32 protein-coding genes are annotated in these 25,781 nt (G+C 63.7%); 14 read left to right on the forward strand and 18 right to left on the reverse strand.

Annotation, left to right across the window (positions count from 1 at the left end; genetic code table 11):
- Positions 1 to 16: 16 nt before the first annotated feature.
- Complete coding sequence (locus XW59_RS02110; RefSeq protein WP_136068180.1) at positions 17 to 718, reverse strand: response regulator transcription factor; 702 nt, start codon at positions 716 to 718, stop codon at positions 17 to 19.
- Positions 719 to 1,078: 360 nt separating this feature from the next.
- Here XW59_RS02110 and XW59_RS02115 point away from each other — a divergent pair, with 360 nt between their 5' ends.
- The 4 genes from XW59_RS02115 (at position 1,079) to XW59_RS02130 (ending at position 4,517) form a co-directional block, all read left to right on the forward strand.
- The gene (locus XW59_RS02115; protein WP_047145446.1) at positions 1,079 to 2,689 is read left to right on the forward strand and encodes a phosphoenolpyruvate carboxykinase; all 1,611 of its coding nucleotides are present in this window, start codon (positions 1,079 to 1,081) and stop codon (positions 2,687 to 2,689) included.
- A 137-nt stretch (positions 2,690 to 2,826) separates the two neighbouring features.
- Complete coding sequence (arfB, locus tag XW59_RS02120) at positions 2,827 to 3,261, forward strand: alternative ribosome rescue aminoacyl-tRNA hydrolase ArfB (RefSeq protein WP_047145669.1); 435 nt, start codon at positions 2,827 to 2,829, stop codon at positions 3,259 to 3,261.
- Between the two features lie 98 nt (positions 3,262 to 3,359).
- Complete coding sequence (lysM, locus tag XW59_RS02125) at positions 3,360 to 3,824, forward strand: peptidoglycan-binding protein LysM (protein WP_047145447.1); 465 nt, start codon at positions 3,360 to 3,362, stop codon at positions 3,822 to 3,824.
- 75 nt (positions 3,825 to 3,899) lie between these two features.
- Entirely contained in the window at positions 3,900 to 4,517 is a 618-nt protein-coding gene (locus XW59_RS02130) for an alpha-ketoglutarate-dependent dioxygenase AlkB (RefSeq protein WP_047145670.1), read from the forward strand.
- Positions 4,518 to 4,520: 3 nt separating this feature from the next.
- Here XW59_RS02130 and coaA read toward each other — a convergent pair whose 3' ends face one another.
- Genes coaA through hisB form a run of 8 tightly spaced genes read right to left on the reverse strand, consistent with a single transcriptional unit; the run spans position 4,521 to position 9,459 of the window.
- Positions 4,521 to 5,480, reverse strand: coding sequence for a type I pantothenate kinase (gene coaA / locus XW59_RS02135; protein ID WP_047145448.1), 960 nt, complete (start codon positions 5,478 to 5,480; stop codon positions 4,521 to 4,523).
- Positions 5,481 to 5,505: 25 nt separating this feature from the next.
- A complete protein-coding gene (locus tag XW59_RS02140) occupies positions 5,506 to 5,829 on the reverse strand; it encodes a phosphoribosyl-ATP diphosphatase (protein ID WP_047145671.1) in 324 nt (107 codons plus the stop codon).
- Between the two features lie 15 nt (positions 5,830 to 5,844).
- Positions 5,845 to 6,630 (reverse strand): imidazole glycerol phosphate synthase subunit HisF, encoded by a 786-nt coding sequence (gene hisF, locus XW59_RS02145; protein ID WP_047145449.1) that lies wholly within the window; start codon positions 6,628 to 6,630, stop codon positions 5,845 to 5,847.
- Positions 6,627 to 7,391, reverse strand: a complete 765-nt coding sequence (hisA, locus tag XW59_RS02150; protein ID WP_047145450.1) for a 1-(5-phosphoribosyl)-5-[(5-phosphoribosylamino)methylideneamino]imidazole-4-carboxamide isomerase — start codon at positions 7,389 to 7,391, stop codon at positions 6,627 to 6,629. Before hisA ends, hisF begins: the two co-directional genes overlap by 4 nt.
- Before the next feature lie 4 nt (positions 7,392 to 7,395).
- A complete protein-coding gene (locus XW59_RS02155; RefSeq protein ID WP_047145451.1) occupies positions 7,396 to 7,686 on the reverse strand; it encodes a DUF1330 domain-containing protein in 291 nt (96 codons plus the stop codon).
- Positions 7,687 to 7,702: 16 nt separating this feature from the next.
- A complete protein-coding gene (gene hisH, locus XW59_RS02160) occupies positions 7,703 to 8,353 on the reverse strand; it encodes an imidazole glycerol phosphate synthase subunit HisH (protein ID WP_047145452.1) in 651 nt (216 codons plus the stop codon).
- Positions 8,353 to 8,844, reverse strand: coding sequence for a DUF2628 domain-containing protein (locus XW59_RS02165; RefSeq protein ID WP_047145453.1), 492 nt, complete (start codon positions 8,842 to 8,844; stop codon positions 8,353 to 8,355). The genes hisH and XW59_RS02165 overlap by 1 nt, the downstream gene beginning before the upstream one ends.
- 9 nt (positions 8,845 to 8,853) lie before the next feature.
- A complete protein-coding gene (gene hisB, locus XW59_RS02170) occupies positions 8,854 to 9,459 on the reverse strand; it encodes an imidazoleglycerol-phosphate dehydratase HisB (protein WP_047145454.1) in 606 nt (201 codons plus the stop codon).
- Positions 9,460 to 9,654: 195 nt separating this feature from the next.
- Here hisB and hslV point away from each other — a divergent pair, with 195 nt between their 5' ends.
- The 4 genes from hslV (at position 9,655) to XW59_RS02190 (ending at position 13,108) form a co-directional block, all read left to right on the forward strand.
- The gene (hslV, locus tag XW59_RS02175) at positions 9,655 to 10,203 is read left to right on the forward strand and encodes an ATP-dependent protease subunit HslV (protein ID WP_047145455.1); all 549 of its coding nucleotides are present in this window, start codon (positions 9,655 to 9,657) and stop codon (positions 10,201 to 10,203) included.
- Positions 10,193 to 10,714, forward strand: coding sequence for a GNAT family N-acetyltransferase (locus XW59_RS02180; RefSeq protein ID WP_047145456.1), 522 nt, complete (start codon positions 10,193 to 10,195; stop codon positions 10,712 to 10,714). The genes hslV and XW59_RS02180 overlap by 11 nt, the downstream gene beginning before the upstream one ends.
- Positions 10,711 to 12,024 carry an ATP-dependent protease ATPase subunit HslU gene (hslU, locus tag XW59_RS02185; protein ID WP_047145457.1) on the forward strand — a complete coding sequence of 438 codons (1,314 nt, stop codon included), beginning with the start codon at positions 10,711 to 10,713 and terminating at the stop codon, positions 12,022 to 12,024. The genes XW59_RS02180 and hslU overlap by 4 nt, the downstream gene beginning before the upstream one ends.
- Positions 12,025 to 12,148: 124 nt before the next feature.
- The gene (locus tag XW59_RS02190) at positions 12,149 to 13,108 is read left to right on the forward strand and encodes a DUF1402 family protein (RefSeq protein ID WP_047145458.1); all 960 of its coding nucleotides are present in this window, start codon (positions 12,149 to 12,151) and stop codon (positions 13,106 to 13,108) included.
- Between the two features lie 9 nt (positions 13,109 to 13,117).
- Here the strand turns inward: XW59_RS02190 and XW59_RS02195 are convergent, their stop codons facing one another.
- From XW59_RS02195 to XW59_RS02210, 4 genes are read right to left on the reverse strand one after another with little or no spacing between them, the layout of a single operon-like run.
- Positions 13,118 to 13,504 (reverse strand): helix-turn-helix transcriptional regulator, encoded by a 387-nt coding sequence (locus XW59_RS02195; protein WP_047145459.1) that lies wholly within the window; start codon positions 13,502 to 13,504, stop codon positions 13,118 to 13,120.
- Entirely contained in the window at positions 13,501 to 14,058 is a 558-nt protein-coding gene (locus tag XW59_RS02200; RefSeq protein ID WP_047145460.1) for a Smr/MutS family protein, read from the reverse strand. The genes XW59_RS02195 and XW59_RS02200 overlap by 4 nt, the downstream gene beginning before the upstream one ends.
- Positions 14,055 to 15,149 carry a murein transglycosylase A gene (locus tag XW59_RS02205; protein ID WP_047145461.1) on the reverse strand — a complete coding sequence of 365 codons (1,095 nt, stop codon included), beginning with the start codon at positions 15,147 to 15,149 and terminating at the stop codon, positions 14,055 to 14,057. The genes XW59_RS02200 and XW59_RS02205 overlap by 4 nt, the downstream gene beginning before the upstream one ends.
- Positions 15,150 to 15,209: 60 nt before the next feature.
- Positions 15,210 to 15,911 (reverse strand): Tim44/TimA family putative adaptor protein, encoded by a 702-nt coding sequence (locus tag XW59_RS02210; RefSeq protein WP_047145672.1) that lies wholly within the window; start codon positions 15,909 to 15,911, stop codon positions 15,210 to 15,212.
- 167 nt (positions 15,912 to 16,078) lie between these two features.
- Here XW59_RS02210 and XW59_RS02215 point away from each other — a divergent pair, with 167 nt between their 5' ends.
- Positions 16,079 to 16,570, forward strand: coding sequence for an FxsA family protein (locus tag XW59_RS02215; protein WP_047145462.1), 492 nt, complete (start codon positions 16,079 to 16,081; stop codon positions 16,568 to 16,570).
- A gap of 111 nt (positions 16,571 to 16,681) precedes the next feature.
- Positions 16,682 to 17,188 carry a protein-export chaperone SecB gene (gene secB, locus XW59_RS02220; protein ID WP_047145463.1) on the forward strand — a complete coding sequence of 169 codons (507 nt, stop codon included), beginning with the start codon at positions 16,682 to 16,684 and terminating at the stop codon, positions 17,186 to 17,188.
- Between the two features lie 55 nt (positions 17,189 to 17,243).
- On the opposite strand, the gene dnaQ is transcribed toward secB, so the two are convergent.
- Genes dnaQ through XW59_RS02245 form a run of 5 tightly spaced genes read right to left on the reverse strand, consistent with a single transcriptional unit; the run spans position 17,244 to position 20,911 of the window.
- On the reverse strand, positions 17,244 to 17,972 hold the full coding sequence (gene dnaQ, locus XW59_RS02225) for a DNA polymerase III subunit epsilon (RefSeq protein ID WP_047145464.1): 729 nt from the start codon (positions 17,970 to 17,972) through the stop codon (positions 17,244 to 17,246).
- Positions 17,973 to 18,021: 49 nt separating this feature from the next.
- Positions 18,022 to 18,627 carry a dephospho-CoA kinase gene (gene coaE / locus XW59_RS02230; RefSeq protein ID WP_047145465.1) on the reverse strand — a complete coding sequence of 202 codons (606 nt, stop codon included), beginning with the start codon at positions 18,625 to 18,627 and terminating at the stop codon, positions 18,022 to 18,024.
- Entirely contained in the window at positions 18,624 to 19,454 is an 831-nt protein-coding gene (locus XW59_RS02235) for a shikimate dehydrogenase (protein ID WP_047145466.1), read from the reverse strand. The genes coaE and XW59_RS02235 overlap by 4 nt, the downstream gene beginning before the upstream one ends.
- The gene (locus tag XW59_RS02240; protein ID WP_047145467.1) at positions 19,447 to 20,046 is read right to left on the reverse strand and encodes a Maf-like protein; all 600 of its coding nucleotides are present in this window, start codon (positions 20,044 to 20,046) and stop codon (positions 19,447 to 19,449) included. Before XW59_RS02240 ends, XW59_RS02235 begins: the two co-directional genes overlap by 8 nt.
- Before the next feature lie 43 nt (positions 20,047 to 20,089).
- Positions 20,090 to 20,911 (reverse strand): pyruvate, water dikinase regulatory protein, encoded by an 822-nt coding sequence (locus XW59_RS02245; RefSeq protein WP_047145468.1) that lies wholly within the window; start codon positions 20,909 to 20,911, stop codon positions 20,090 to 20,092.
- Between the two features lie 402 nt (positions 20,912 to 21,313).
- On the opposite strand from XW59_RS02245, the gene hemE reads away from it, so the two are divergent.
- The 4 genes from hemE (at position 21,314) to mnmE (ending at position 25,751) form a co-directional block, all read left to right on the forward strand.
- Complete coding sequence (gene hemE / locus XW59_RS02250; protein ID WP_047145469.1) at positions 21,314 to 22,348, forward strand: uroporphyrinogen decarboxylase; 1,035 nt, start codon at positions 21,314 to 21,316, stop codon at positions 22,346 to 22,348.
- Positions 22,345 to 22,887, forward strand: coding sequence for a protoporphyrinogen oxidase HemJ (gene hemJ, locus XW59_RS02255; protein ID WP_047145470.1), 543 nt, complete (start codon positions 22,345 to 22,347; stop codon positions 22,885 to 22,887). The genes hemE and hemJ overlap by 4 nt, the downstream gene beginning before the upstream one ends.
- Positions 22,888 to 23,049: 162 nt before the next feature.
- Positions 23,050 to 24,315, forward strand: coding sequence for a transcription termination factor Rho (gene rho, locus XW59_RS02260; RefSeq protein WP_136068182.1), 1,266 nt, complete (start codon positions 23,050 to 23,052; stop codon positions 24,313 to 24,315).
- Positions 24,316 to 24,419: 104 nt separating this feature from the next.
- A complete protein-coding gene (gene mnmE, locus XW59_RS02265) occupies positions 24,420 to 25,751 on the forward strand; it encodes a tRNA uridine-5-carboxymethylaminomethyl(34) synthesis GTPase MnmE (RefSeq protein WP_047145471.1) in 1,332 nt (443 codons plus the stop codon).
- The last annotated feature ends 30 nt before the right edge of the window (positions 25,752 to 25,781 follow it).

The raw sequence follows: 25,781 nt of genomic DNA on the forward strand, positions 1-25,781 counted from the left end.
GGGACTAGGACGGGTCCTAGACCTCGCGAAAGCGGTAGCCAACTCCGTAGAGCGTTTCGATCATGTCGAAACTGTCGTCGACGGCCTTGAACTTCTTGCGCAACCGCTTGATGTGGCTGTCGATCGTCCTGTCATCGACATAGACCTGCTCATCATAGGCGGAATCCATCAGCGCGTCACGGCTCTTGACGACGCCGGGGCGCTGGGCGAGCGAATGCAGGATGAGGAATTCGGTGACGGTGAGCGTCACCGGCTCGCCGCGCCAGGTGCATGTGTGGCGCTCCTGGTCCATGACGAGCTGCCCGCGCTCCAGCGAGCGCGTCTGCTGGTTCGGCGCCTTCGCGCCGGCCTCGCGGGCGCTTGCGCGGCGCAGCACCGCCCGGACGCGCTCGACCAGGAGCCGCTGGGAGAACGGCTTGCGGATGAAATCGTCGGCGCCCATCTTGAGACCGAACAGCTCGTCGATCTCGTCGTCCTTGGAGGTCAGGAAGATGACCGGCAGATCGCTCTTCTGGCGCAGCCGGCGCAGGAGCTCCATGCCATCCATGCGCGGCATCTTGATGTCGAAGATTGCGAGATTGGGCGGACGGGCGGTAAGGCCTTCCAGCGCCGAGGCACCGTCGGTATAGGTCTCGACGCGATATCCCTCGGACTCCAGCGCAATCGACACGGATGTCAGGATGTTGCGGTCGTCGTCGACCAGCGCGATTGTTGCCATTTCAAGCGGCTCCCTCATCAGCCTTTATCCCTTCCTTCTGTGCGAAAGGGGTATAGGCGTACAAATTGGGTACAAAATGTGGCACGGATTTCCTTCGATGTCACATGGGCGAACGCGGGCAAGGCCGAAATGCGGTGCCCCGCTGCCGCCGAAGGGCGGAGCGGGCCGCCCTCCCATATGTGGACAGCAATCGCCAATTTAAACGGATACAAACGATTTAAAGAGAGTTGAATTTTTTTAAATCGATTAATGATTTGAAATCAATGGGTTTTTCTGTTTCTCAACTCGCGGGCCCGACCGGAACATTCGCCGCAGCGGTCCGTTCATGCATGGTGTTTGGCTCCGTTTTTGGTGGTGAGGATGAAAGAACTCGGCGTGCGTAATCCCGGCAACGGGATCGATTCCATCGGTCTTAAAACCAGCGGAACGGTGCATTACAATTTCGGCCCCGCGGACCTCGTCGAAGAGGCGATTCGCCGCGGCGAAGCCAAGCTCACCGCCCACGGGGCGCTCGTTGCGGATACGGGCCAGCACACGGGACGTTCGCCGAAAGACAAATTCGTGGTCCGCGACGCCAGGACCGACGGGCACGTCTGGTGGGACAACAACAAGCCGATGTCGCCGGAGCATTTCGAGCGCCTCTACGAGGACTTCGTCGCCCAGGCGGCCGACAGGGATCTCTTCGTCCAGGACCTCGTCGGCGGCGCCGATGCCGGACACAGCCTGCCGACCCGCGTCATCACCGAATTCGCCTGGCATTCGCTGTTCATCCGCAACCTGCTGATCCGGCCGGAACACTCGCAGCTCGCCGGCTTCATCCCGCAGATGACCATCATCGACCTGCCTTCCTTCCGTGCCGATCCCGAACGCCATGGCTGCCGCACGGAGACGGTCATTGCCATCGACTTCACGCGGATGCTGGTGCTGATCGGCGGCACCTCCTATGCCGGCGAGATGAAGAAGTCGGTCTTCACCGCCCTCAATTTCCTGCTGCCCGAGCGCGGCGTGATGCCGATGCACTGCTCGGCCAATGTCGGACCCAAGGGCGACACCGCGATCTTCTTCGGCCTGTCGGGCACCGGCAAGACCACGCTTTCGGCCGATCCGGCGCGCACGCTCCTCGGCGACGACGAGCACGGCTGGGGACCGGACGGCGTCTTCAATTTCGAGGGCGGCTGCTATGCGAAGACGATCAAGCTTTCGCCCGAGGCCGAACCGGAAATCTTCTCCACCACCCGCCGCTTCGGCACGGTGCTCGAAAACGTCGTGCTCGACGAACATGGCGTGCCGGATTTCGACGACGGCTCGAAAACCGAGAACACGCGCTGCGCCTATCCGCTGCATTTCATCGCCAATGCAAGCGACACCGGCCGCGCCGGCAACCCGAAGAACATCATCATGCTGACGGCGGACGCGTTCGGCGTCATGCCGCCGATCGCCAGGCTCACGCCGGCACAGGCGATGTACCACTTCCTCTCCGGCTACACCGCCAAGGTCGCCGGCACGGAAAAGGGCGTCACCGAGCCCGAGGCCACCTTCTCGACCTGCTTCGGCGCGCCCTTCATGCCGCGCCACCCGTCGGAATACGGCAATCTGCTGCGCCGGCTGATCGCCGACCACGGCGTCGACTGCTGGCTGGTCAACACCGGCTGGACCGGCGGCGCCTACGGCACCGGCCGCCGCATGCCGATCAAGGCGACGCGCGCGCTGCTTTCCGCCGCGCTCGACGGCTCGCTCGCGGGCGCCGAATTCCGCACCGACGTGAATTTCGGCTTCGAGGTGCCGGTCGAGGTGCCGGGCGTCGATACTTCGATCCTCGACCCGCGTTCGACCTGGCAGGACAAGGATGCCTACGACGCCCAGGCGCGCAAGCTCGTCGGCATGTTCATCGACAATTTCACGAAGTTCGAGGAGCATGTCGACGCCAATATCCGCAGCGCGGCCCCGCGCGTGCAGGAAGCCGCCGAATAGGGTTTCCCGCAAGATCGCTTCAGCGACGGCCCGGCTTTGCCGGGCCGTTTTCGTTCGAGCCCCGCCTTTCCACGCCGGTGCTTCACCCGGCGCCGCTTTGCGCCTATTTTCCCGCGTGGAAACGAAAGACGGATTCGATGACGGACACGGGGATAGCGATACCGCCGGAAGTGCGGGTGGCGGAGGACGAGCTGGAGGAACAGTTCATCCGCGCATCGGGGCCTGGCGGGCAGAACGTCAACAAGGTCGCGACCGCCGTGCAGCTCCGCTTCGACGCGGCGAACTCGCCGGGCCTGAGCGAGCGCGTGCGCCAGCGCGCGATCCGGCTCGCCGGCCAGCGCGCGACCAAGAACGGCGTCATCGTCATCGAGGCGGGGCGCTTCCGCACGCAGGAGCAGAACCGGGCCGACGCGCGCGCGCGGCTCACCGAGTTGCTCGCCCGCGCGGCCGAGCCCCCGCCGAAACCGCGCAAGAAAACCCGGCCGTCCAAAGGCGCGGTCGAACGCCGGCTCAAGGATAAGGCCGGCCGATCGAACGTGAAGAAAATGCGGGGCAAGATTTCCTCGGAATAGCCGGCTTCGCGGCACGAAAATCCGTGCTTTCAATTTCCGGCTGCCGGTGTCAAATTCGCTTCCGTATCGTAACAATCTTCAACGAGGGAGATTTTGACGTGGGATTATTTGATTTCGTGAAATCCGTCGGCACGAAGCTCGGCTTGGGCGGCGAGGAAGCGGGCCCGAAAGTCGAGGATCTGAAGAAGGAGCTCGATTCCCATAAGCTGGGCACCGACAAGGTCCAGATCGAGGTCGTCGGCGACAAGGCGATTCTCAAGGGGTCGGTCGCCGATCAGGCGACCTTCGAAAAGGCGGTGATCGCCGTCGGCAACACGCTCGGCGTCTCCAAGGTCGAAACCGACCTGAAGGTTGAGGCAGCCAACAGCAGCGCGGAGAAGGCTCCCGTCTTCTACACGGTTGTGAAGGGTGATAATCTCTGGAAGATCGCCGAGAAGCAGTACGGCAAGGGAAAAGGCGCCAAGCATACGGTGATCTTCGAGGCCAACAAGCCGATGCTCACCCATCCCGACAAGATCTATCCCGGCCAGGTGCTGCGCATCCCCGACATCGAGAGCGCGTGACCAACAAGTTTTCGGGTTGAATTCTCGATCAGGACGGCGGCAGACTTGCCGCCGTTTCCTTTTTCGAGGCGCAGCATGCAGGTTCTACCGCGCGGTTTCAGGCACATTCCCGGTTATCTCGACCGGGCTGCGCAGGAGGCACTGGTCGAGGATATCCGCCTGGCCGTGCGCGCCGCGCCGCTCTACACCCCGACGATGCCGAAGACCGGAAAGCCGATGAGCGTGCGCATGACTAATTGCGGCGCGCTCGGCTGGGTCACCGACAAGCAAGGCGGCTACCGGTATCAGCCGACACATCCGTCAACGGGCGAGCCCTGGCCGCCCATTCCCGGAACGCTGCTCGAATTGTGGAAGGAAGTAGCGCAATATTCCGAGCCGCCGGAAGCCTGCCTCGTCAATTTCTATTCCGGCACCGCGAAGATGGGTCTTCACCAGGACCGCGACGAGGCGGATTTCGCCGCTCCCGTGGTCTCCGTGTCGCTGGGCGACACGTGCCTGTTCCGCGTCGGCGGCAGGATGCGCGACGATCCGACCACATCCTTCAAGCTCAAGAGCGGCGACCTCGTCGTGCTCGGCGGCGAAAGCCGGCTCGCCTTCCATGGCGTCGACCGTATCTATCCCACGACATCGACGCTTCTGAGAAACGGCGGGCGCATCAACCTGACGCTGAGGCGCGTGACGAAACCTGCCTGAACCTCAGAGCTTGCGCAGCGCCACTTCCTGGATCAGATGATCCGGCCCCTTGCGCAGGATGAGATCGGCGCGGGGGCGCGTCGGCAGGATGTTTTCCTTGAGGTTCTTGAGGTTGGTGTTCTGCCACAAGCCTTCCGCGATCGCATGGGCGGCATCCTCCGACAATTGCGAATAGCGATGGAAGAAGGATTCCGGGCTCCGGAAAGCGGTTTCACGCAGCCGCATGAAACGGTCGATATACCATTTGTGGATCAGGTCCTCCTCGGCATCGATATAGATCGAGAAGTCGAAGAAGTCGGAAACGAAGGGCACCACCTTGCCGTCCTTCGGCAGATCCCGCGTCTGCAGGACGTTGATGCCCTCGAAGATGAGGATATCGGGACGGTCGATGGCGACGTATTCGCCGGGCAGCACGTCGTAGGTCATATGCGAATAGAGCGGGGCGCGCACGTTCGGCTGGCCGGACTTTATGCCGGAGAGGAAACGCAGGAGCTGGCCGACGTCGTAGCTTTCGGGAAAACCCTTGCGTTCCATCAGGCCCTCGCGCCGCAGGACGGCGTTGGGCATAAGGAAGCCGTCGGTGGTGACGAGGTCGACCTTCGGGCTCGAGGGCCAGCGCTGCAGGAGTTCCTTCAGGACGCGCGCGGTGGTCGACTTACCGACGGCCACCGAACCGGCGATGCCGATGATGAAGGGCGTCTTGACCGCGCCGTCATTGCTGAAGAAGACCTGCCGCTGGCGAAACAGGAGCTGACTGGCCTCGACATGCGCCGACAGCAGCCGCGACATCGACAGGTAGATGCGGCGCACCTCGTCGAGATCGACGGGATCGTTGAGCGAGCGCAGCCGGCGAACCTCGTCCTCCGTCAGGGTCAGCGGCGTGTCGGCACGGAAGCCGGCCCATTCCTGCGCCGAAAAGAAGCGATAGGGTGAGTATTTTTCGCTCGGAACAAGCTGGTCCATCATTCGTTCCTTCCGCCGCCCGGCCTCAGCCGTCGTCGCGCGCGGCCTTCTCGGCTATTCCCGACCGGCCCGTGCGCCGCTCGAGCTCCGCAAACACCTCCCGCAAGGGCACCCCGGCGATCGTCAGCACGACAAGCCAATGGTAGAGGAGATCGGCGCTTTCAGAGACGAGCTCGGCACGGTCCCCCTTCACCGCCGCGATCACGGTCTCGACGGCCTCCTCGCCCATCTTCTGGGCGGCCTTCTCCATACCCTTGGCATAGAGCTTCGCGGTCCAGGAATCGGGATCGCCCGAGCGGGCGCGCTTGTCGATGATCCGTTCCAGGTCTTCCAGGGAAAATTCGGCCAATGGGCCCTCCCGCATTCAGGCGACGGCGTCCAGCCTCATCGCGAGGCCAGCTTTTGCCATGTGTTGCTTGGCCTGCGCAATGGTGTAGGTACCGAAATGGAAGATGGAGGCGGCAAGAACCGCCGTCGCATGGCCGTCGCGTATGCCCTCCACCAGATGATCGAGCGTGCCGACGCCGCCCGAGGCGATCACCGGCGCGCGCACCGCGTCGGCGATGGTGCGGGTCAGGGCCAGGTCGTAGCCGGCCTTGGTGCCGTCGCGATCCATCGAGGTCAGCAGAATCTCGCCGGCGCCGCGCTCCACCATGTCGCGGGCGAATTCCACCGCGTCTATGCCGGTCGGCTGGCGGCCGCCATGCGTGAATATCTCCCAGCGATCCGCCTCGCCCTCGGCCGAGACCTTCTTGGCGTCGATCGCCACCACGATGCACTGGTTGCCGAACTTGTCGGCCGCTTCCGCCACGAAATCCGGGTTCTTCACCGCGGCCGTGTTGATCGAGACCTTGTCGGCGCCCGAAAGCAGCAGCTTGCGGATATCGGCGACCTGACGCACGCCGCCGCCAACCGTCAGCGGCATGAAGCACTGCTCGGCGGTCTTGGCGACGATGTCGAAGATCGTCTCGCGATTGTCGGACGACGCAGTGATGTCGAGGAAGCAGAGCTCGTCGGCTCCCGCCGCGTCATAGGCCTTCGCCGCCTCGACCGGATCGCCGGCATCGATGAGGTCGACGAAGTTCACGCCCTTGACGACGCGGCCGTCCTTGACGTCGAGACACGGGATCACGCGGGCCTTGAGGGTCATGCGCGTTCCTCGAACAGCCCGGGCCGGGGCTTCAGATCGCCGCGCAGTATCGCCAGCGCCTCGGCCGGATCGATGCGCCCGTCATAGAGCGCGCGGCCGGAGATCGCGCCTTCGAGCCTGGCCGCGTCCGGCATGGTCATGCGAACGATGTCGGCGATCGACGCCAGTCCGCCGGACGCGATCACCGGTATGGAAACGGCCTCGGCCAGATCGATGGTCGCGTCCCAGTTGATGCCGGTGAGCACGCCGTCGCGGTCGATGTCGGTGTAGATGATCGCCGCAACGCCCGCGCCCTCGAACTTTTTCGCCAGCTCGATCACGCCGAGCGAGGAGGCCTCGGCCCAACCCTCGACCGCCACCTTGCCGCCCTTGGCGTCGATGCCGACTGCGATCTTGCCCGGAAACGCCCTGCAGGCCTCCCTCACCAGATCGGGATCGCGCACGGCGACGGTGCCGAGGATGACCCTGGCAAGACCTTTCTCCAGCCAGCTTTCGACATGCGGCATGGTGCGGATGCCGCCGCCGAGCTGCACCGGGTTCCTCGTTGCCTTCAGGATCGCCTCGACGCTCGCCCCGTTGACCGACTGGCCCTCGAAGGCGCCGTTCAAATCGACGACGTGGAGCCATTCGAAGCCCTGATCCTCGAACGTCCTCGCCTGCGCCGCCGGATCGGGGTTGTAGACGGTGGCGCTCGACATCTCGCCGAGCTTGAGGCGGACGCACTGGCCGTCCTTGAGATCGATGGCGGGGAAAAGGATCACGGGATCAGGCGCCTTCCACGATGGCGAAGTGAGCGTTCGAGAATTGCCGGCGCAACTTCAGCGCCGCCTGGTATTCGGGCGAATGATAACAGTCGAGCGCGGTCTGGTAGCTGTCGAACTCGATCACGACCAGCCGCGAGGCAGCCGGGCCTTCGAGCACTTCACCCTGCCCGCCGCGCACCAGGAACCTGGCGCCGTATTTCTCGAACGCCTTCGCATTGGCCGCGACATATTTCGGATAATTCTCCGGCTCGGTGATGTCGACCATCGCCATCCAATAGCCCTTCTTGGTCATGGCCCTGCTCTCCTTCTCAAGGCTTCCACTTCAGGAAATTGCCGATCAGGGCCAGGCCCAGCGCCTGGCTCTTCTCGGGGTGGAACTGCGTGCCCGCCATATTGTCCCTCGCGACGGCCGCCGTGACCGGGCCGCCGTAATCCGTGACGGCGACAACGTCGTCCGGATGCGCCGCGTCGAGATGATAGGAATGCACGAAATAGGCGTGCAGCCCGCCCTCGCCCGTGCGGATATCCGCAAGGAGCGGGTGCGAATGTTTCACGTGAATCGTGTTCCACCCGATCTGCGGGATCTTCAGGGACGGATCGTCCGGCGCCATCTCCTTCACGTCGCCCTCGATCCAGCCGAAGCCCTCGGTGATCGTCTTTTCCAGCCCGCGCGACGACATGAGCTGCATGCCGACGCAGATGCCGAGGAATGGCCGCCCCTTCGAGCGCACCGCCTCGGTGATCGCCTCCGTCATGCCGGGGACGGCGCCGAGGCCGGCGCGGCAATCGGCATAGGCACCAACGCCGGGCAGAACGATGCGGTCGGCGCCGAGCACGCGGTCGGCGTCCGCCGTCAGCTCGATCGCGGCATCGACGCCGCTTTCGCGCGCCGCGCGCTCGAACGCCTTGGTCGCCGAACGGAGATTGCCCGAGCCGTAGTCGATGATCGCAACGCGCATCAGCGGTTTCCCGGATAGCTGAAGAGGCCGAGCGCCGGACCGGAGCGGCCGGTGTCGTATGCGGTGTTCGAAACGGAGATGGGGGCGGCGGCCCGCTCCGTTCCGCCGGTGTCTTCCGAGGGCTCGCGCCCATAGGCCTCGGCAAGGTAGCGGATCTCCGCATCCTCGCGGCCATCCGCCTCGACCGCACCCCAGTCGCGCCAGCCGCGGCGGCGAAGCGCCGCGAGCTTCAGCGCAGGCCCCTCGACGCCGACATAGATCGAGACCAGCAGCGACAGCGCCGCACCCGTGGCGCCGAGGCCCGCGACGGAGCCCAGCGCGCCGAACGCCATGGCGACGACGAGCGCGATCGCGGCCTCGATCCAGAGCCGGTGCCAGAGCAGCCACAGGAACGGAGCGAGAAAGGCGAAGACGTGGAACCCGTCGCGCACGATGACGGCCTGGTCGTCCGGCCCCCGCGAGGGCGGCTCCATCACCACGTAGCTAGCCATGGCGCGAGCTCATCCGTTCAGGGTTCCCTTGGTGGAGGGAATGGCACCCTCCTGGCGCGGATCGGGCTCCACCGCCGCCCGCAGCGCGCGCGCAACCGCCTTGAAGCAGGTTTCCGCGATATGGTGATTGTTGGCGCCGTAATGGTTGAGAACGTGCAGCGTGATGCCGGCGTTCTGCGCCAGCGCCTGGAAGAACTCGCGCACCAGCTCGGTGTCGAACGTGCCGATCTTCGCCGCCGGGAAAGCAACGTTCCAGACGAGGAAAGGCCGTCCCGAGACGTCTATCGCCGCCTTGGTCAGCGTTTCATCCATGGCAAGGTCGATCGAGGCGTAGCGGGCGATCCCGCGGCGCTCGCCCAGCGCCTTCGCCAGCGCCTGGCCGATGGCGATGCCGGTATCCTCGACCGTGTGGTGGTCGTCGATGTGGAGGTCGCCTTTCGCCGCGATCTTCATGTCGATCAGCGAGTGGCGCGAAAGCTGCTCCAGCATGTGGTCGAAGAAGCCGACGCCCGTGGCGATTTCCGAAACGCCCTTGCCGTCGAGATCGACGGAAACGCTGATCTCGGTTTCCCTGGTCTTGCGGCTGACGCTCGCCTTGCGCTCTGTTGCGGCCATCGAAGGCAACCTTTCCGATCGTGAAAGCGTGTGCGTCTTACCAGCATGATCGGCGAATTGCCAGCGTGCCGGAGGGCGCGGCATATAGCGAACGAGGGCGATTTGCATTCGGCCTGCAGCGACATACATATGCGTTCAGGCGGGCGGCGCTGCTTCAATCCCCTAGGCCGCCCGAAGGACAGTATCGGAGTTGATATGTCGAACGAATTGACAATGCACGCGACGACCATCGTCACGGTGCGCAAGGACGGAAAAGTGGTGATCGCCGGCGACGGGCAGGTAAGCCTCGGCCAGACGATCATGAAGGGCAACGCCCGCAAGGTGCGCCGCATCGGCAAGGGCAATGTGATCGCCGGTTTCGCCGGCGCGACGGCGGATGCCTTCACGCTTCTGGAACGGCTGGAAGCGAAGCTCGAACAATATCCCGACCAGCTCACCCGCGCCTGCGTCGAACTCGCCAAGGACTGGCGTACCGACCGCTATCTGCGCCGCCTCGAGGCGATGATGCTGGTGGCAGACAAATCGGCGACCCTGGCGCTCACCGGCAATGGCGACGTGCTCGAGCCCGAACAGGGCGTGATGGCGATCGGCTCCGGCGGCAATTACGCGCTCGCCGCGGCACGCGCGCTGATCGACACGGACAAGAGCGCCGAGGACATCGCCCGCAAGGCGATGCAGATCGCCTCGGAGATTTGCGTCTACACCAACTCGAACTTCGTGATCGAAACCCTCGATGCCGACTGACGGCCGCCCCCGCTACGGCTTCCGGCCGGTGGTCGAGGCCGATCTGCCGGTGATCACCGGCTGGCTGCGACAGCCGCATGTCGCGGAATGGTGGGATGATCCGGAGACGGAAATCGAATCGATCCGTGAGCATATCGACAGTGTTTCGGTCGAACCGCTGATCATCGAGCTGGACGGCCGGCCCATCGGCTACCTGCAGAGCTACGATCCGCATCTGGAGGATGACCATCCCTACCAGGACCAGCCGACCGGCACGCTCGGCATCGATCTTTCGATCGGGATTCCGGAGCTTGTCGGCAAGGGCCACGGCTCGGCGATCCTGCGCCAGTTCGCCGACGAGCTCTTCGCGGAAGGGACGCCGCGCGTGATCATCGATCCGGATCCGGCCAACGGCCGGGCAGTGCGGGCCTATGAGAAGGCGGGTTTCAAGGCATTCGACACCAGGACATCGCAATATGGTCCCGCCCTCATGATGGCGCTGGACGCACCAGAAGAAACGGAACAGCAATGACCACTTTCTCCCCCCGGGAAATCGTCTCGGAACTCGACCGCTACATCATCGGCCAGAAGGATGCCAAGCGCGCCGTGGCCATCGCGCTCAGGAACCGCTGGCGGCGCCAGCAGCTCGAGGGTCAGATGCGCGAGGAGGTGATGCCGAAGAACATATTGATGATCGGCCCCACCGGCGTCGGCAAGACCGAGATTTCGCGCCGCCTGGCGAAGCTCGCCGGTGCTCCCTTCGTCAAGGTCGAGGCCACGAAATTCACCGAGGTCGGCTATGTCGGCCGCGACGTCGAGCAGATCATCCGCGACCTCGTCGAGGTGGCGATCGGGCTCGTGCGCGAGAAAATGCGCGAGGACGTGAAGGCGCGCGCGCATATGAATGCCGAGGAGCGCGTGCTGGAGGCCCTCGTCGGCAAGACCGCAAGCCCGGCGACGCGCGATTCCTTCCGCAAGAAGCTGCGCGACAACGAACTCGACGACAAGGAGATCGAGATCGAGGTGGCCGACACCGGCAGCGGCGGCATGCCGGGCTTCGAGATTCCCGGCATGCCGGGCGCCAATATCGGCGTGCTCAACATCAACGAGATGCTCTCCAAGGCGATGGGCGGCCAGCGCACCAAGACGATCAAGACGACCGTCAAGGAATCCTACGCGATGCTCATCAGCGACGAGTCCGACAAGCTGCTCGACCAGGACGAGGTCGTCCAGCGGGCGTTGTCGGCGACCGAGAACGACGGCATCGTCTTCCTCGACGAGATCGACAAGATCGCGACGCGCGACGGCGGGCTCGGCGCCGGCGTCTCGCGCGAGGGCGTGCAGCGCGACCTGCTGCCGCTGGTGGAAGGAACCACGGTAGCGACGAAATACGGGCCGGTGAAGACCGACCACATATTGTTCATCGCTTCCGGCGCCTTCCACGTCGCCAAGCCTTCCGACCTGCTGCCGGAGCTTCAGGGCCGCCTGCCGATCCGCGTCGAGCTACGCGCGCTAGAGAAGGAGGATTTCCGCCGCATCCTGACGGAAACCGAGGCGAGCCTGATCAAGCAGTACATCGCATTGATGAACACCGAGGGCGTGACGCTGTCCTTCACCGACGACGCGATCGACGCCTTGGCCGGCATAGCGGTGGAGCTGAACGCCAGCGTCGAGAACATCGGCGCGCGCCGGCTGCAAACGGTGATGGAACGCGTGCTCGACGAAATCTCCTTCCATGCGCCCGACCAGTCGGGCTCGGAGACCACGATCGACGCCGATTACGTCGCCAAGCATGTCGGCGATCTCGCCAAGAACACAGATTTGTCGCGTTTCATCCTCTAAGGGTGGGCCGCATCCGAACCGCGACGCCGGGAGCCCTGACGAACGATTGATTCGCGGGGCTCTCGACTTGTCCGGCGCGGAACACTAATTTGCGGCTCCTCTCAATGGTCTCTCGCGGCAAATCATGAAGCTTTTCCTGCGGCTGTTCCTGTGCCTGGCCTTGTCGGCACCTGCTCTTCCGGCGGCGTCGGCAACCCTGGTTCCACCCGGCAACCGCTCAGCCGAACAACCAAACGTGCCATCGGCCTCGGCCAACCGCACGCGCGCGATGAAGAGCACCTACGACGCGAAGTACCAGAAGGTCTACGCGCTCTTCAAGAACGACGCCGCGCTGCGCGAGAAGATCCGCTTCTTCGCCGGCCAGTACGGCATCGACCCGCTTCACATCGTCGGCGCCATCGTCGGCGAGCACACCTACAATGTCGACGCCTACGACCGGCTGCAGACCTACTACGTCAAGGCGGTCTCCTATCTCGGCACCAATTTCGGCTTCAAGCACGATGGCGAGACCGTCGACGTCTTCATAGCGAGACCGCAATTCGCCGCCTGCGAGGGCAGGAAGGACAGCTACAGCCAATGGGCCTGCCGGGAAAACGTCTGGGACCGCGAGTTTCGCGGCAAGACCGTGGACGGCAGGAAATTCCCCAACGATCGGTTCGGGGCGGTCTTCTTCCAGCCCTTCTATGCGGGCCAGACCTTCGGCATCGGCCAGCTCAACCCGCTGACCGCGCTGCAGATGGGCGATCTCGTGCATAGGGTCTCCGGCTTTCCGAAGCTCGATCACCGCGATCCGCAGCAGGTCTACCGGACCATCATGGACCCCGACCTGACGCTGGCCTATGTCGCGGCGACGTTGAAGAAGTCGATCGACGCCTATCGTAACATCGCCGGCTTCGACATCTCGCAGAATCCCGGCATCACCTCGACACTCTACAATATCGGCAATCCGGAAGCCCGCGCCTATGCCCTGAAGGTGGAGAACGAGAGGCTGCGCCGCGAGGGCAAGCCGCCCCGCATGCCGCAGGAGAACTATTACGGCTGGCTCGTCAACGACAGGCTCGAAGAACTGAAGGCGCTCTTCTGATCCCGACGGCTATCGCCGCTTGCCTTTCGTCCTTCGCTTCTCCGCCATCTTGCCGATGCGCCCGGTCAGTTCGGCGATCTCCTCGGCGCTCAGCTTGCCGATCTCGCCGGCAACGAGATTGGCCAGATGGGTCGCCGGCGCCGAAAGCCGGGTCGTGTCGACGACGACGCGCGGATGCGAGGCCTGGGCGAGTTGCTGGAGCTCCTCCGCCTCGTCCCAGATGACGTTGAAATAGCCGACTATCTTCTGCAGGAGCGGCCAGCTCGGCGCGCCGCGCCGGCCATGCTCGAGCGCCGAAAGATAGGCTGGACTTACGCCGATCGCCTCGGCCATCTGTTTCTGGTTGACGCCCTTTTGCCGGCGAAGCAACCGCATCTTCTCCCCGAAGGGCGTCATGCGCCTCTGTCCTCCCGTCGCCGCAGGCGCACATAGATCGCGCCGCTGCCGCCATGGCGCCGTTCCGCGTCCTCATGGGCGCCGACCAGCGCCCTGAAGGGCGGCGTGGCGAACCAGGCCGGCACCGCCCGGCGCAGTACACCGTCGCTGCCCAGCGACGAGCCCTTGCCGGTGACGATCAGAACATGCCGCCGCCCGGCCGCATAGGCCTGGTGCAGGAAGGACAGAAGCAGCGAATGCGCCTCAGCCTGGGTCAGGCCGTGCAGGTCGACCTTGCCATCGATCCGCAGCTTGCCCTTCGCGAGCTTGCGATGGGTGGTGCGGTCGAGGCGATGCGGGTTGGGAGGCTGCGAGGCGGGGTTGTGCGGACGGGCCGGCGGCTCGGAGGCGACTTTTCTCGGCTTCGGCTTCTCTTCCAAAAGCGCGGCGAAGCTCTCGTCCTTCTCCGTTTCGTCCTCCACCACCTTGCCCGGCAGCGGGATCGCGGTTCGCGCCACCTTGGACCAGAGTATCCGGTCCTCCATGGAAAGGTTCTTCTCGTTGCGCCGACTCATCGACGCGCCCCGCCGAGAAGGCTGCGCGGAACGAGCGCATGGAAAACGGCAGCGTGCTTGACGACCCCGGCGATGTCGCCCGCGGCGTCGCCCGAACCCGCGAAGAGGTCGCCCCGCGCCGGGCCGACGATCGCCGAGCCGGTGTCCTGGGCGATCATCAGGCGACGAAAGGCGTCGCCGCCGAAGGCGCCGAGCGCCGGCGCATCGACATAGAAGGGCGTGCCGAACGTATGCAGCAGACGGTCCACCGCGATCGAACGACCAGGCGCCAGCGGCACCTTGGCGGCGGCGATCGGCCCGAGTTCCGGATCCTCGACCGGGGCTTCCGCAAAGAAGATATAAGAACGATTCTGCCGCAGAATCTCGTCTATTCTCGATGGATTTGCGCGAAACCAGGCCCTGATCGACTGCATCGTGACGTCTTTTGCGGGGATTTCGCCCAGTTCCACGAGGATTTTTCCCGCTCCGGTGAACCGCTGGCCGGATTTCGCCGCATAGGTGACGCGCTGCGTGCGGCCGTCCGGAAACCGCAGCCGCGCCGATCCCTGCACGTGGATGAAGAAGGCGTCGACCGGATCGTCGAGCCAGGCGATCGCCCTCGCGCTCTCGCCGAGAACGCCGGTCTCGATCGCCGGGCGGTCGAAATATTCGACGATACCCCGCCCCGTCCGGCGGCCGAAGGCGAGATAGGGATCGAGATCGGCCGGGCGGTTGTCGTCGTCGAGCGGCACCAGATCAGCCGGCGGCGCAAGCAGCGGAACGCGGCAGAGCCCGGTTCTCACGGGCGATGCATCGACGATCGGCTCGTAGAAGCCGGTGACGAAGCCGTCCTCGGCTATCCGGCAAGGCCGGAAATGACGTTCGAAAAAGGCGCGCGCGCCGGCCGTATCCAGCACGCCGAGGCCGCGGGCCTCGCGATAGGCTTCGTCGAAGGCCTCGAAGGCGACGCCGAGCGCGCCGGTTCTGTAGGGCTTTTCGGCCGCATGAACGGCGCACCGGCGGAAAGCCGTGAAGGCCTCCGCCGCGTCGTCCCGCGACCATCCGGGCAACTCGTCGTATGAAATCGGCCGGAACAATGAGGAAAGCGTCACCGGCGCGGTCCCGAACAGCTCATTGCCAGAACATGGAAGGCCCGACCATGAGGGCCGCCATCAATCCTCGGCTTCGGTGGCGACCAGCTTCCAGTTCGGGTCGCGCGAGCGCGTGTCGCGGGCAAAGGTCCAGACGTCCTTGACCTCGGCCACCGTCTCCGGATCGCCGTCGATGACCTCGCCGGCATTGTCGCGGGTCGCGGAAATCAGCTCGCTGACGACGCGCAAGGTGATGTGCGCCTCGCCGCCCTTCATCTCCGCGGCGACGATGTCGGCCTTGTCGATGCCGACGAAGGAGGACTGTATCTTCTCCGAACGCGACTCGCGGTCGGCGATCGCCGCGACGAAACCGTCATAGACCTCGCGCGAGAGAAGGTTCTTCAAGGTTTTGCGGTCGCCGTCGGCATAGGCCATGACGATCATCTCGTAGGCCATCTTGGCGCCTTCCACGAAGGTCTTCGGCTCGAAGGAAGGATCGGCATCCTTGATTGCGCGCAGGCCCTTGTTCAGGTCTGTTCCGGTCTTGGCGAATTCCTCGATCGCCGCATAGGCGTTCTCACCTTCCCCGGCCTTCCGGCGCGGGAGGGAAACCACGTTCTCGGACGAGGACGAGGTTTCAGCCTCGCCCTGGCGCGAGGAGGAATAAGGATCGAAAGGTTGCCGTTCGTTCCCGGTGCGCCGACCGAGCACGTTGCGCAGTTGCAGGAAGATCACGATCGCTGCAACCAGAAAGAAAATCGTCCCGAAATCGAAAAATTCCATGTCGTCCGCCAACTGACCCTGTCACCTCACAACTGCCACGCCGTAGCTGTAGCACTCAGGACGTTTAGAATGCATATAGAACGCATCCCGGCATCATTCAAATCAAAGCGTCGAATAACTATCTTCCGTCAACCCGGCCATTTTGACCGACAAGAGGTATCCGTTCTGTGAGACCGTCCATTCTCCCGTTCCTACTGCTTGCATTTCCGCTTGTGGAAATCGCCGGCTTCGTGGTCGTCGGCGGCTGGATCGGCGTGCTTCCCACGATAGCGCTGGTGATCGCAACGACCATCGCCGGCGGCCTTCTCCTGAGAATACAAGGCTTCGGTGCCCTGACGCGCATCCGGGCAAGCCTCGAGCAGGGCGGCGATCCCGGCCGCGAACTCGTCAACGCCCTCATGATCATGATGGCGGGCGTGCTGCTCCTGCTCCCCGGTTTCGTGACAGATATTCTTGGCATACTCCTTTTCATCCCGTGGATAAGGAATCTCGCCTGGATCTTCATAGGAAGGCACATTGTCGTGATCGCGCCGGATTTCCGAAGCGGCGCCCGCCCGAATTACGGCCGCGACGGCAGAACCATCGATCTCGACAGCGACGAATATTCGCAAGAGTCGAAACCGGACAGCCATCGCCCCTCGCTCGACGACAAGCGGTGAAGCGCCGGCCGAGGGGGCCGGCGAAGCTTGTCACGTGCCATTCACCATGCTAGCGAACGCTTCGATTTCATTCCCGGCCGGGAAACGGCTGACAGAAGAGGATTCCGGCTGATGGCCAAAAAACCAGAAGAAACCACTCCTCCCGCAGGCGGCGCGACTGCCGGAAATGGCGCGCAGCCCTCGCTGAACGTGCTTGCGCAGTACATCAAGGACTTCTCCTTCGAGAATCCCGGCGCGCCAGGTTCGCTGCGCGGCCGCGACAAGGCTCCCGGCATCAACATCAATGTGAATGTCAACGCCAATCCGATCGCCGAAGGCGAATTCGACGTGACGCTGACGCTGACGGCGCGAGCCGGCGGCGAGAAGGACGTGCTCTTCAACGTCGAGCTCGTCTATGGCGGCGTCTTCCGCATCCAGGGCTTCCCGCAGGAGCACATGCTTCCGCTGCTCTTCATCGAGTGCCCCCGGCTTCTCTTCCCCTTTGCCCGCCAGATCATCGCCGACGCGACGCGCTCCGGCGGTTTCCCGCCGCTGATGATCGATCCGATCGACTTCGCGCAGATGTTCCAGAAGCGCATGGCCGAGGAACAGTCGAAGGCGAAGGTTCAGGTAAGCTGATCCCAGCTTTTCCGGTCAAAAAAGAGGCCCGGCTCCAGCGGAGACCGGGCCTTTTTCATGCCGCTTCGGCATCTTTCGCATATTCGGGATCGATTTTCGCCCAGATGGGTTCCGATCCCAGCTCGGCGACCAGCTCGCGGTGCGCGGCGAGGTCGGCCTCGCTCAACCGTGGCGCCAGCGGTCGCGGACGAACCAGCGTCGTGGTGCCGAAGGCTTCCATATCGCCCTGCTCTTCGACGGCATTCGACTGGACCTCCAGTGACAGTGCGGCCTGCTTGCCGCCGATCAGCTCGATATAGACTTCGGCGAGAAGCTCGGAATCAAGCAGCGCGCCGTGCTTGGTCCGATGGCTGTTGTCTATTCCGTAGCGGCGGCAGAGCGCATCGAGCGAGTTCGGACCCATCGGATGCTTGCGCCGGGCGATCGCCAGCGTGTCCACCACCAGGCTCGGATCGACCGGCGCAACGCCGAGACGCGCGAATTCGGCGTTGAGGAAGCCGATGTCGAAATTCGCATTGTGCGCGATCAGCGTCGCGTCCTCGATGAAGTCCAGCAATTTCGCCGAGATTGCCTCGAATGTCGGTTCGCCGACGAGCTGAGCATCACTGATGCCGTGGACGGCGAGCGCCTCGGGGTGAACGGAGCGCCCCTGCGGATTGATGAAGACGTGGAAGGTGCGACCGGTCGGAAAACGGTTCACGAGCTCGACGCCGCCGAACTCTATGATCCGGTCGTCCTGGTTATCGAGCCCCGTCGTCTCGGTGTCGAATATGATTTCCCGCATCGAATCACTCCTCGGCCGATGATGGCACGAGACGCGGAAGCTTCAAACCTCAGAGCTCCGGTGCGCTATCCTTGTCACCAGCAAGCTCGGCGACGATCCCGATCACCGCCTGGCGAGCCGCTTCCATGCCTTGACCGGTGTCGATGACGAAATCCGCGCGGCGGCGCTTTTCCTCGTCCGGAACCTGCTTCGCCAGGATCGCCTCGAATTTCCCGACCGTCATGCCGGGTCGCGCGAGCACCCTTTCGCGCTGCACATCGGCGGGCGCGCTGACCACCGCGATGCGGTCCACCCGTCCCGTGCCGTTGGTCTCGAACAACAGCGGAATATCCAGAACGACCAAAGGCGTGCCTACGTTGCGGTTGCGCGCGAGAAAGGCGTCGGCGTCGGCGCGCACCAGCGGATGGATTATCGCCTCGAGGTCGCGCAACGCGGCCGCGTCGCCGAGCACCGCGGCGGCGAGCTTCAGGCGATCGACGGAACCTTTCGTCACGACGCCGGGAAACCGGGCCTCGATCAGTGGCGCGGCCTCGCCGGAATAGAGCCGATGGACGGTTTCGTCGGAATCGTGCACCGGCACCCCCGCATCGGCAAACATGCGCGCGGTAGTGGATTTGCCCATTCCGATTGAGCCGGTGAGGCCGAGAACGATCACGAATGTGCCTCCAGATCGGCAACGACGAGGGCATGGAGTTCCGCCGTGACCTCGGGCCTTACGCCGAACCAGCGCTCGAAGCCGGGCGTCGCCTGATGCAGCAGCATTCCAAGCCCGTCCACCGTCTTCAATCCCTCGGATTCGGCCAGGGCGAGAAGCGGCGTCTTCAGCGGCACATAGACGATGTCGGTGACGATCGCCTTGCGCGAAAGCGGGGAAAGATCGATCGAGATGCCCTCGGCTCCGTCCATGCCGAGCGATGTGGTGTTGACGAGGAGATCCGCGCCGTCGAGCGCGTCACGCATCGCTTCCCAGTCGTGCACCGAGACATTGCCGGCGCTTGCCAGCGCTTCGGCCCGGGCGCGCGTGCGGTTGAGCAGGCGGATATCCGAGAATCCCGCGTCTTTCAGCGCATGCAGTATGGCACGGGCTGCCCCGCCCGCCCCGAGCATGACCGCCGTTCCGCCTTCCCGCCATCGCGGCGCGGCGGCATCGAGATTGGCGGCGAAGCCATAGGCATCCGTGTTGCTGCCGCAAATGACGCCGTCCTCGATCCAGAGCGTGTTCACCGCGCCGATGAGCTCCGCCGCCTCGTCGCGCCTGGCCGTCTTGCGCCAGGCAGCTTCCTTGTGCGGGATGGTGACGTTGCCGCCGGCAAAGCCGCTTTCAGGCAGGCGGTCGATGAAAATCTCGAAATCGGCAGGTGAAAGCTCTATCGGATCGTAGCTGCCCTCGATCCCCAGCTTCTCCAGCCAGTGGCGATGGATGATCGGGGAACGGGAATGGCCTATCGGACTACCGGTAACGAAAGCACACCTTTCAGCCATCGATGGCACCCAGGTCGCGCAACCTGGCGAGGAGCGGAAGCAGCGGCAAGCCGACGATGGTGAAATGATCGCCCTCGATCCGTTCGAAGAGCTGAATGCCCCTGCCCTCGATCTGGTACGCGCCGACGCTGGTCAGCGCCGGCTCACCCACGGCCGCGAGATAGCGGCCGATGAAGCCCGGATCGAGCTGGCGCATGGTCAGGCGCGCGACCTGAACGTCGCGCCAGATGGTTTCCCCGTCGCGCACCAAGACGACGGCACTGTTGAGCTGGTGTTCTCGGCCCGAAAGCGCAAGCAGGCGGCGGCGCGCCGCTTCCATGTCGGCCGGCTTGTGCAGCACGGCGTCGCCCAGCGACAACGTCTGGTCGGAGCCGATGACGATCGCACCCGGATGGTTGGCGCTGACGTCGACCGCCTTCGCTTCCGCCAGCAACTGGGCGATGTCCTCGGGAGAAAGACCGGCATCCTCCACGGCGGCCTCGACGGCGCGCTCGTCTATGTCGGGATGGACGACCTCGAACGTCACGCCGGCATCCGAAAGGAGCTTACGGCGGTACGGGCTGCCCGAGGCGAGTATGATCTTCGGCGTCATCTTTCCTGTCCAGATGGAGCTGGGTCGCGACCTGAATGCTCCGTTAGCGCGACTTGTTGCGAAGGGCAACGATGGCGGCGGCCGTTTCCTCGATCGAACGACGGCTCACATCGATCGTCGGCCAGCCGTGGCGCGCGCAGATCTGGCGCGCATAGGCGAGTTCCTCCGCAATCGCTGCCCTGTCTATATAGGATTGCGCCTCGTAGCCGGTAGTGTTTCCCAGGATTCTGTTCTGCCGGACATGCGAGATGCGCTCCGCGCTCGCCACCAGCCCGACGATCAGCGGGCGCTTCGCGCCGACGAGGTTCTCCGGGATCGGCACGCCGAGCACGATCGGTATGTTCGCGGTCTTGATGCCTCTGTTGGCGAGATAGATGCTCGTCGGCGTCTTCGACGTGCGCGAAATGCCTATCAGCACGATATCGGCATCCTCGATGTCGCTGGGCAATTGCCCGTCATCATGCTCCATCGTGAAATTGAGGGCTTCGATGCGGCGGAAATATTCGGCGTCCAGAACGTGCTGCGCACCCACCCGCCGACCAGCCGGCGTGCCGAGATAGGATTGGAAGACGGTCAGCACCGGCTCGAGCACGGAAACCCAGGGCAGGCCCATCGCGGCGCAGCGCTCGTCGATCAACTTGGCGAGCGCCTGGTCGACGACGGTGTAAAGCACGATGCCCGGCGATTGATCGATCTCCTCCAGCACATTGAGGAGCTGCTTTTCGGTGCGGATCAACGGATAGATATGCTCGATCGCGCGCGCGTCCTTGTATTGCGCGGCCGCCGCGCGTCCGGCCGCGAGCAGCGTTTCACCGGTCGCATCCGAGATCAGGTGAAGGTGGAAGAAACTCTGCGGCTTGTTCACATGAAAGATCCAGGCCTGTTGGGAAATGTGGATAACGAGGGATCAAACCGGCCCGTACCGCGAGCGACTGTATCAGATGGCCATTTATCCACAATGAGGCCCCCTGTTGGCTTCGCGCCGGCGCTGTGAAAAACACCGTGGACAGCGGACTCCGTTCTTTTCCGCCGGAGTCCGGCCTGCGACGGAGTGCGCGGGTCAATCGACTGTATCTCCAGCGAAAAATCGGATAATCCCCAATGTTAACATTTCCTCCTCCGCACTGTACCGGGGAACTCCGACTCTGCGAACGGGAGGTGCGTCGTGGATGAGGGGAAGTTACCGATTCCAACAGAGTCTTAGAATCATCAGACTCTTTTCTAAGTAGATTTTCTTTAATTGATCCCGGATTCTGAAAGGGTGGAAATGGCCGAGACGCGAACCGTTCTGGAAGTCCTGCGCGGGAAGCAGATATTCCCGCCGCCTGTCTGGATGATGCGCCAAGCGGGCCGCTACCTGCCGGAATACCGGGAAACGCGCAAACAGGCGGGAAGTTTCCTCGACCTCTGCTACAATCCGGATTTAGCGGTCGAGGTCACGCTCCAGCCGATCCGACGCTTCGGCTTCGACGCATCGATCCTGTTCTCGGATATCCTCGTCGTTCCTCACGCGCTCGGACGTGACCTGCGTTTCGAGGAGGGCCGTGGACCACTGATGACGCCGATAGGCGCGGACGGGATCGCGAAGCTCGACGGAAGCGGGTTTCATGACCATCTGGCACCGGTCTACGAGACGGTGTCGCGTCTGCGAAAGGAACTGCCCGGCGAAACGACGCTGCTGGGCTTCTGCGGCGCTCCCTGGACGGTTGCGACCTATATGATCGCCGGGCACGGTACTCCGGACCAGGCGCCGGCCCGTCTGTTCGGCTATCGCGAGCCGGAGGCCATGGAGCGGCTGCTGGAAGTGCTGGCGCGGCACTCGGCGGAGTATCTGATACGCCAGATCGACGCGGGAGCCGATGCCGTGCAGATCTTCGATTCCTGGTCGGGCGTGCTCGACGAGGCCTGTTTCGAGGCTTATTGCATCAGACCGGTTGCCGGGATCGTCAGGCAGGTTCGGGCGGCTCATCCCGATGTGCCGATCATCGGCTTTCCGAAGGGTGCGGGCGCGCTCTATGAAAGCTATCGGGAGAGGACCGGGGTGACGGCGCTGGGCCTCGACTGGACGGTTCCGCCGGCGCAGGCGCTGCGGCTGCAGCAGCAAGGCGCCGTGCAGGGCAATCTCGACCCGCTTCGCCTGGTGGCCGGCGGCCGCGCGCTCGAGGAAGGCATCGATGCGATCCTGAATTCGCTCGGCGGTGGGCCGCTGGTGTTCAACCTCGGTCACGGAATAACGCCGGACGCACCGATCGGGCATGTCGAGGCGATGCTGTCGCGGGTCAGAAAGGCGGAAAGACGATGACGGAGAGTGCGGACAAGGCTTCTTCGAGTGGTGCTGCCGCGATGCGCAGGGCGGCGATCGCGCTCGCCATCTTCGCGCTGCTGGTGGCGCTGCTCTTCTACTGGAACCCGGCGGGCCTCTATCTCTGGGTCAAGGCGGTTCACGTGATCGCCGTGATCTCGTGGATGGCGGGCATGCTCTATCTGCCGCGGCTCTTCGTCTATCATGCGGACGCGATGAAGGGTTCGGAGAAGTCCGAGACCTTCAAGGTGATGGAGCGCCGTCTGCTGAGGGCGATCATCAATCCGGCGATGATGGTCACCTGGGTGGCGGGCCTGTGGCTCGCTTGGAACGGCTTCGCCTTTTCGGGCGGCTGGCTGCACGCGAAGATCGCACTCGTCGTGCTTCTCTCCGCCGTGCACGGCTATTTCGCCGGCGCGGTGAGGCGGTTCGCCGAGGATCGCAACGAAAGGCCTGCCCGCCATTGGCGCATCATGAACGAGGTGCCGACGGTTCTGATGATCATTATCGTCATCCTCGTGGTGGTGAAGCCCTTGTAGTTTGCCGGGGAAATCCTACCTTGCGCTTTTAGGGGAGGAGCGATAAGAGTCGGTCCTTCCCTCCACGCATGGCGAAGTGCATCTCTCCGCTTGACGCGTTCCTGACGCTCAACACTCCCGCCGGGCATTCCCTCCTACATATCCTACTCCAGAGTCCGCACGATGCAGGAAATGAAACTTCAAGAGCTCAAGAGCAAAAGTCCGACGGACCTCATCGCGTTCGCCGAATCGCTCGAGGTCGAAAACGCCAGCGTGATGCGCAAGCAGGAACTGATGTTCGCGATCCTGAAGAAGCTCGCGGCCCAGGATATCGAGATCATCGGGGAAGGGGTCGTCGAGGTGCTGCAGGACGGCTTCGGCTTCCTGCGCTCGGCCAATGCCAACTATCTGCCGGGTCCGGACGACATCTACATCTCCCCCTCCCAGATCAGGCGTTTTTCGCTGAAAACCGGTGATACGGTCGAGGGTCCGATCCGCAGCCCCAAGGAAGGCGAACGCTATTTCGCGCTTCTGAAGGTGAACACGATCAATTTCGAGGATCCCGAGAAGATCCGCCACAAGATCCATTTCGACAATCTGACGCCGCTCTATCCGAACGAGCGCCTTCGGATGGAAACCGACAATCCGACGACCAAGGATCTTTCGGCCCGCGTGATCGATCTCGTCGCGCCGCTGGGCAAGGGTCAGCGCGGGCTGATCGTCGCGCCGCCGCGTACCGGCAAGACGGTTCTCCTGCAGAACATCGCGCATTCGATCTCCTCGAACCATCCCGAATGCTACCTGATCGTTCTCCTGATCGACGAGCGCCCGGAAGAAGTGACGGACATGCAGCGCTCGGTGAAGGGCGAGGTCGTATCCTCGACCTTCGACGAACCGGCGGTTCGCCACGTGCAGGTCGCCGAGATGGTCATCGAGAAGGCGAAGCGCCTCGTCGAGCACGGCCGCGACGTGGTCATCCTGCTCGACTCGATCACGCGCCTCGGCCGGGCCTACAACACCGTCGTGCCGTCCTCCGGCAAGGTGCTGACCGGCGGCGTCGATGCCAACGCGCTGCAGCGCCCGAAGCGCTTCTTCGGCGCGGCGCGCAATATCGAGGAAGGCGGCTCGCTCACCATCATAGCGACCGCTCTGATCGACACCGGCAGCCGCATGGACGAAGTGATCTTCGAAGAGTTCAAGGGCACCGGCAATTCGGAAATTGTGCTCGACCGCAAGGTGGCGGACAAGCGCATCTTCCCGGCGATGGACATTCTCAAGTCCGGCACCCGCAAGGAAGACCTGCTCGTTGCAAGACAGGATCTGCAGAAGATCTTCGTGCTCCGGCGCATCCTCGCCCCGATGGGAACCACCGATGCGATCGAGTTCCTGATCGACAAGCTGAAGCAGACCAAGACGAATTCGGACTTCTTCGATTCGATGAATACCTGAGGCCAGCATAGCTCGATTCGGAATCGAAACGAATCTTCTGAAAGATTTGCAAAGACAAAGGATGCCTCGTCGGGCATCCTTTGTCTGTTTTGTTTGGGAGAGTCATGGCCGCGACCTTTCCGGATACGATCTTCGCGCTTTCGAGCGGTCGGCTGCCTGCCGGCGTCGCCGTGATAAGGCTTTCCGGCCCGCATGCGAGTTCGGTCGTCGCGTCCCTGACGGGCGGAACACCGCCGCTTCGGCAGATGGCCTACCGCGCCATCAAGGACGCGCAAGGCGGTGCGCTGGACAACGGTCTCGTCGTTTTCTTCGAGGGACCGGCCAGCTTCACCGGAGAGGATTGTGCTGAAATCCACCTTCATGGCGGCAAGGCCATCGTTGCGGCGGTGCTCAACCGGCTGGCTTCTTTACCAGGCTTGAGGCAGGCGGAGGCCGGAGAGTTCACTCGGCGTGCCTTCATGAACGGCAAGATGGATCTGACCGGCGCGGAGGCGATCGGCGATCTAATCCTCGCCGAGACGGAGGCGCAGCGGCGACTTGCGCTGAGCAACGCGGAGGGGCGCCAGGAAAGATTGTACGGTACGTGGCGCATGCGGCTCATCGAGGCGCGGGCGCTGATCGAGGCCGATATCGACTTCGCGGACGAGGCCGACGTTCCGGGCTCGGTTTCCGACGCGGTCTGGACGGACGTAAAGGGGCTGGCCAATGAAATCCGCAGGCATCTCGGCGGATATCATGCTGCCGAGATCATCAGGGACGGCTTCCGGGTCGTTCTGGTTGGGACGCCGAATGCCGGAAAGTCGAGCCTGATCAACGCGTTGGCTCGCCGCGACGTCGCCATAGTCACGGAGGAAGCGGGCACCACGCGCGACCTCGTCGAGGTTTCCCTGGATATTGACGGCCTGAAAGTCATCCTGACCGACACCGCCGGGCTGCGGGAAACGGAAAGCGCGGTCGAGCGAATCGGGATCGAACGCGCGCTTCAGGCGGCGCGAGGGGCCGATCTGGTGTTACGACTTTTCGACCTCACGGATTCGGATACGAAACGGAACGGCGAGTTTTTGGACGCGCCGGCGATTGGTGTCGGGACAAAGCTCGATCTTGTCGGCGGGCCCCCCGCCGATGACCCAAAAATGCTTCGGGTGTCCTCGCGCACCGGCGAGGGATTGGAACGGCTGATCCAGCTTATCGGAGCGCGGGCAGCCGAGGCGGCCGAAAAAGCCGCGGAAGTCGTGCCAACGCATCTTCGGCAGCAACGGTTGTTGCTCGATTGCCTGACGCATCTCGATCGAGCCGTCGAAGGTGTGGCTCTTCCATTGGAGTTACGGGCCGAGGAAATGCGGCTGGCGGCCGACGCGCTTGGCCGGATCACCGGCCGCGTCGATGTTGAAGATTTACTCGACGTGGTCTTTTCCAAGTTCTGCATCGGCAAGTGATTCACGTGAAACGGAACCGCCAGTAGGCGC

It is taken from the genome of Aquamicrobium sp. LC103, assembly GCF_001014615.2.
Taxonomy (GTDB): domain Bacteria; phylum Pseudomonadota; class Alphaproteobacteria; order Rhizobiales; family Rhizobiaceae; genus LBCQ02.

Excerpts from the sequence above, each read along its gene's own strand:
- hisB (WP_047145454.1), bottom strand. The coding sequence starts at position 9,459 with ATGGCCGCAACAGAGCGCAAGGCGAGCGTCAGCCGCAAGACCAGGGAA.
- XW59_RS02155 (WP_047145451.1), bottom strand. The coding sequence starts at position 7,686 with ATGACCAAGAAGGGCTATTGGATGGCGATGGTCGACATCACCGAGCCG.
- XW59_RS02210 (WP_047145672.1), bottom strand. The coding sequence starts at position 15,911 with ATGGAATTTTTCGATTTCGGGACGATTTTCTTTCTGGTTGCAGCGATC.
- XW59_RS02165 (WP_047145453.1), bottom strand. The coding sequence starts at position 8,844 with ATGGCTAGCTACGTGGTGATGGAGCCGCCCTCGCGGGGGCCGGACGAC.
- hemJ (WP_047145470.1), top strand. The coding sequence starts at position 22,345 with ATGACGGAGAGTGCGGACAAGGCTTCTTCGAGTGGTGCTGCCGCGATG.
- XW59_RS02240 (WP_047145467.1), bottom strand. The coding sequence starts at position 20,046 with ATGACGCCGAAGATCATACTCGCCTCGGGCAGCCCGTACCGCCGTAAG.
- hisF (WP_047145449.1), bottom strand. The coding sequence starts at position 6,630 with ATGACCCTCAAGGCCCGCGTGATCCCGTGTCTCGACGTCAAGGACGGC.
- XW59_RS02115 (WP_047145446.1), top strand. The coding sequence starts at position 1,079 with ATGAAAGAACTCGGCGTGCGTAATCCCGGCAACGGGATCGATTCCATC.
- XW59_RS02110 (WP_136068180.1), bottom strand. The coding sequence starts at position 718 with ATGGCAACAATCGCGCTGGTCGACGACGACCGCAACATCCTGACATCC.
- rho (WP_136068182.1), top strand. The coding sequence starts at position 23,050 with ATGCAGGAAATGAAACTTCAAGAGCTCAAGAGCAAAAGTCCGACGGAC.
- dnaQ (WP_047145464.1), bottom strand. The coding sequence starts at position 17,972 with ATGCGGGAAATCATATTCGACACCGAGACGACGGGGCTCGATAACCAG.
- hslV (WP_047145455.1), top strand. The coding sequence starts at position 9,655 with ATGTCGAACGAATTGACAATGCACGCGACGACCATCGTCACGGTGCGC.
- coaA (WP_047145448.1), bottom strand. The coding sequence starts at position 5,480 with ATGGACCAGCTTGTTCCGAGCGAAAAATACTCACCCTATCGCTTCTTT.
- XW59_RS02190 (WP_047145458.1), top strand. The coding sequence starts at position 12,149 with ATGAAGCTTTTCCTGCGGCTGTTCCTGTGCCTGGCCTTGTCGGCACCT.
- XW59_RS02130 (WP_047145670.1), top strand. The coding sequence starts at position 3,900 with ATGCAGGTTCTACCGCGCGGTTTCAGGCACATTCCCGGTTATCTCGAC.
- XW59_RS02180 (WP_047145456.1), top strand. The coding sequence starts at position 10,193 with ATGCCGACTGACGGCCGCCCCCGCTACGGCTTCCGGCCGGTGGTCGAG.
- hisH (WP_047145452.1), bottom strand. The coding sequence starts at position 8,353 with ATGCGCGTTGCGATCATCGACTACGGCTCGGGCAATCTCCGTTCGGCG.
- XW59_RS02195 (WP_047145459.1), bottom strand. The coding sequence starts at position 13,504 with ATGACGCCCTTCGGGGAGAAGATGCGGTTGCTTCGCCGGCAAAAGGGC.
- arfB (WP_047145669.1), top strand. The coding sequence starts at position 2,827 with ATGACGGACACGGGGATAGCGATACCGCCGGAAGTGCGGGTGGCGGAG.
- XW59_RS02200 (WP_047145460.1), bottom strand. The coding sequence starts at position 14,058 with ATGAGTCGGCGCAACGAGAAGAACCTTTCCATGGAGGACCGGATACTC.
- XW59_RS02235 (WP_047145466.1), bottom strand. The coding sequence starts at position 19,454 with ATGGCTGAAAGGTGTGCTTTCGTTACCGGTAGTCCGATAGGCCATTCC.
- mnmE (WP_047145471.1), top strand. The coding sequence starts at position 24,420 with ATGGCCGCGACCTTTCCGGATACGATCTTCGCGCTTTCGAGCGGTCGG.
- hslU (WP_047145457.1), top strand. The coding sequence starts at position 10,711 with ATGACCACTTTCTCCCCCCGGGAAATCGTCTCGGAACTCGACCGCTAC.
- secB (WP_047145463.1), top strand. The coding sequence starts at position 16,682 with ATGGCCAAAAAACCAGAAGAAACCACTCCTCCCGCAGGCGGCGCGACT.
- hemE (WP_047145469.1), top strand. The coding sequence starts at position 21,314 with ATGGCCGAGACGCGAACCGTTCTGGAAGTCCTGCGCGGGAAGCAGATA.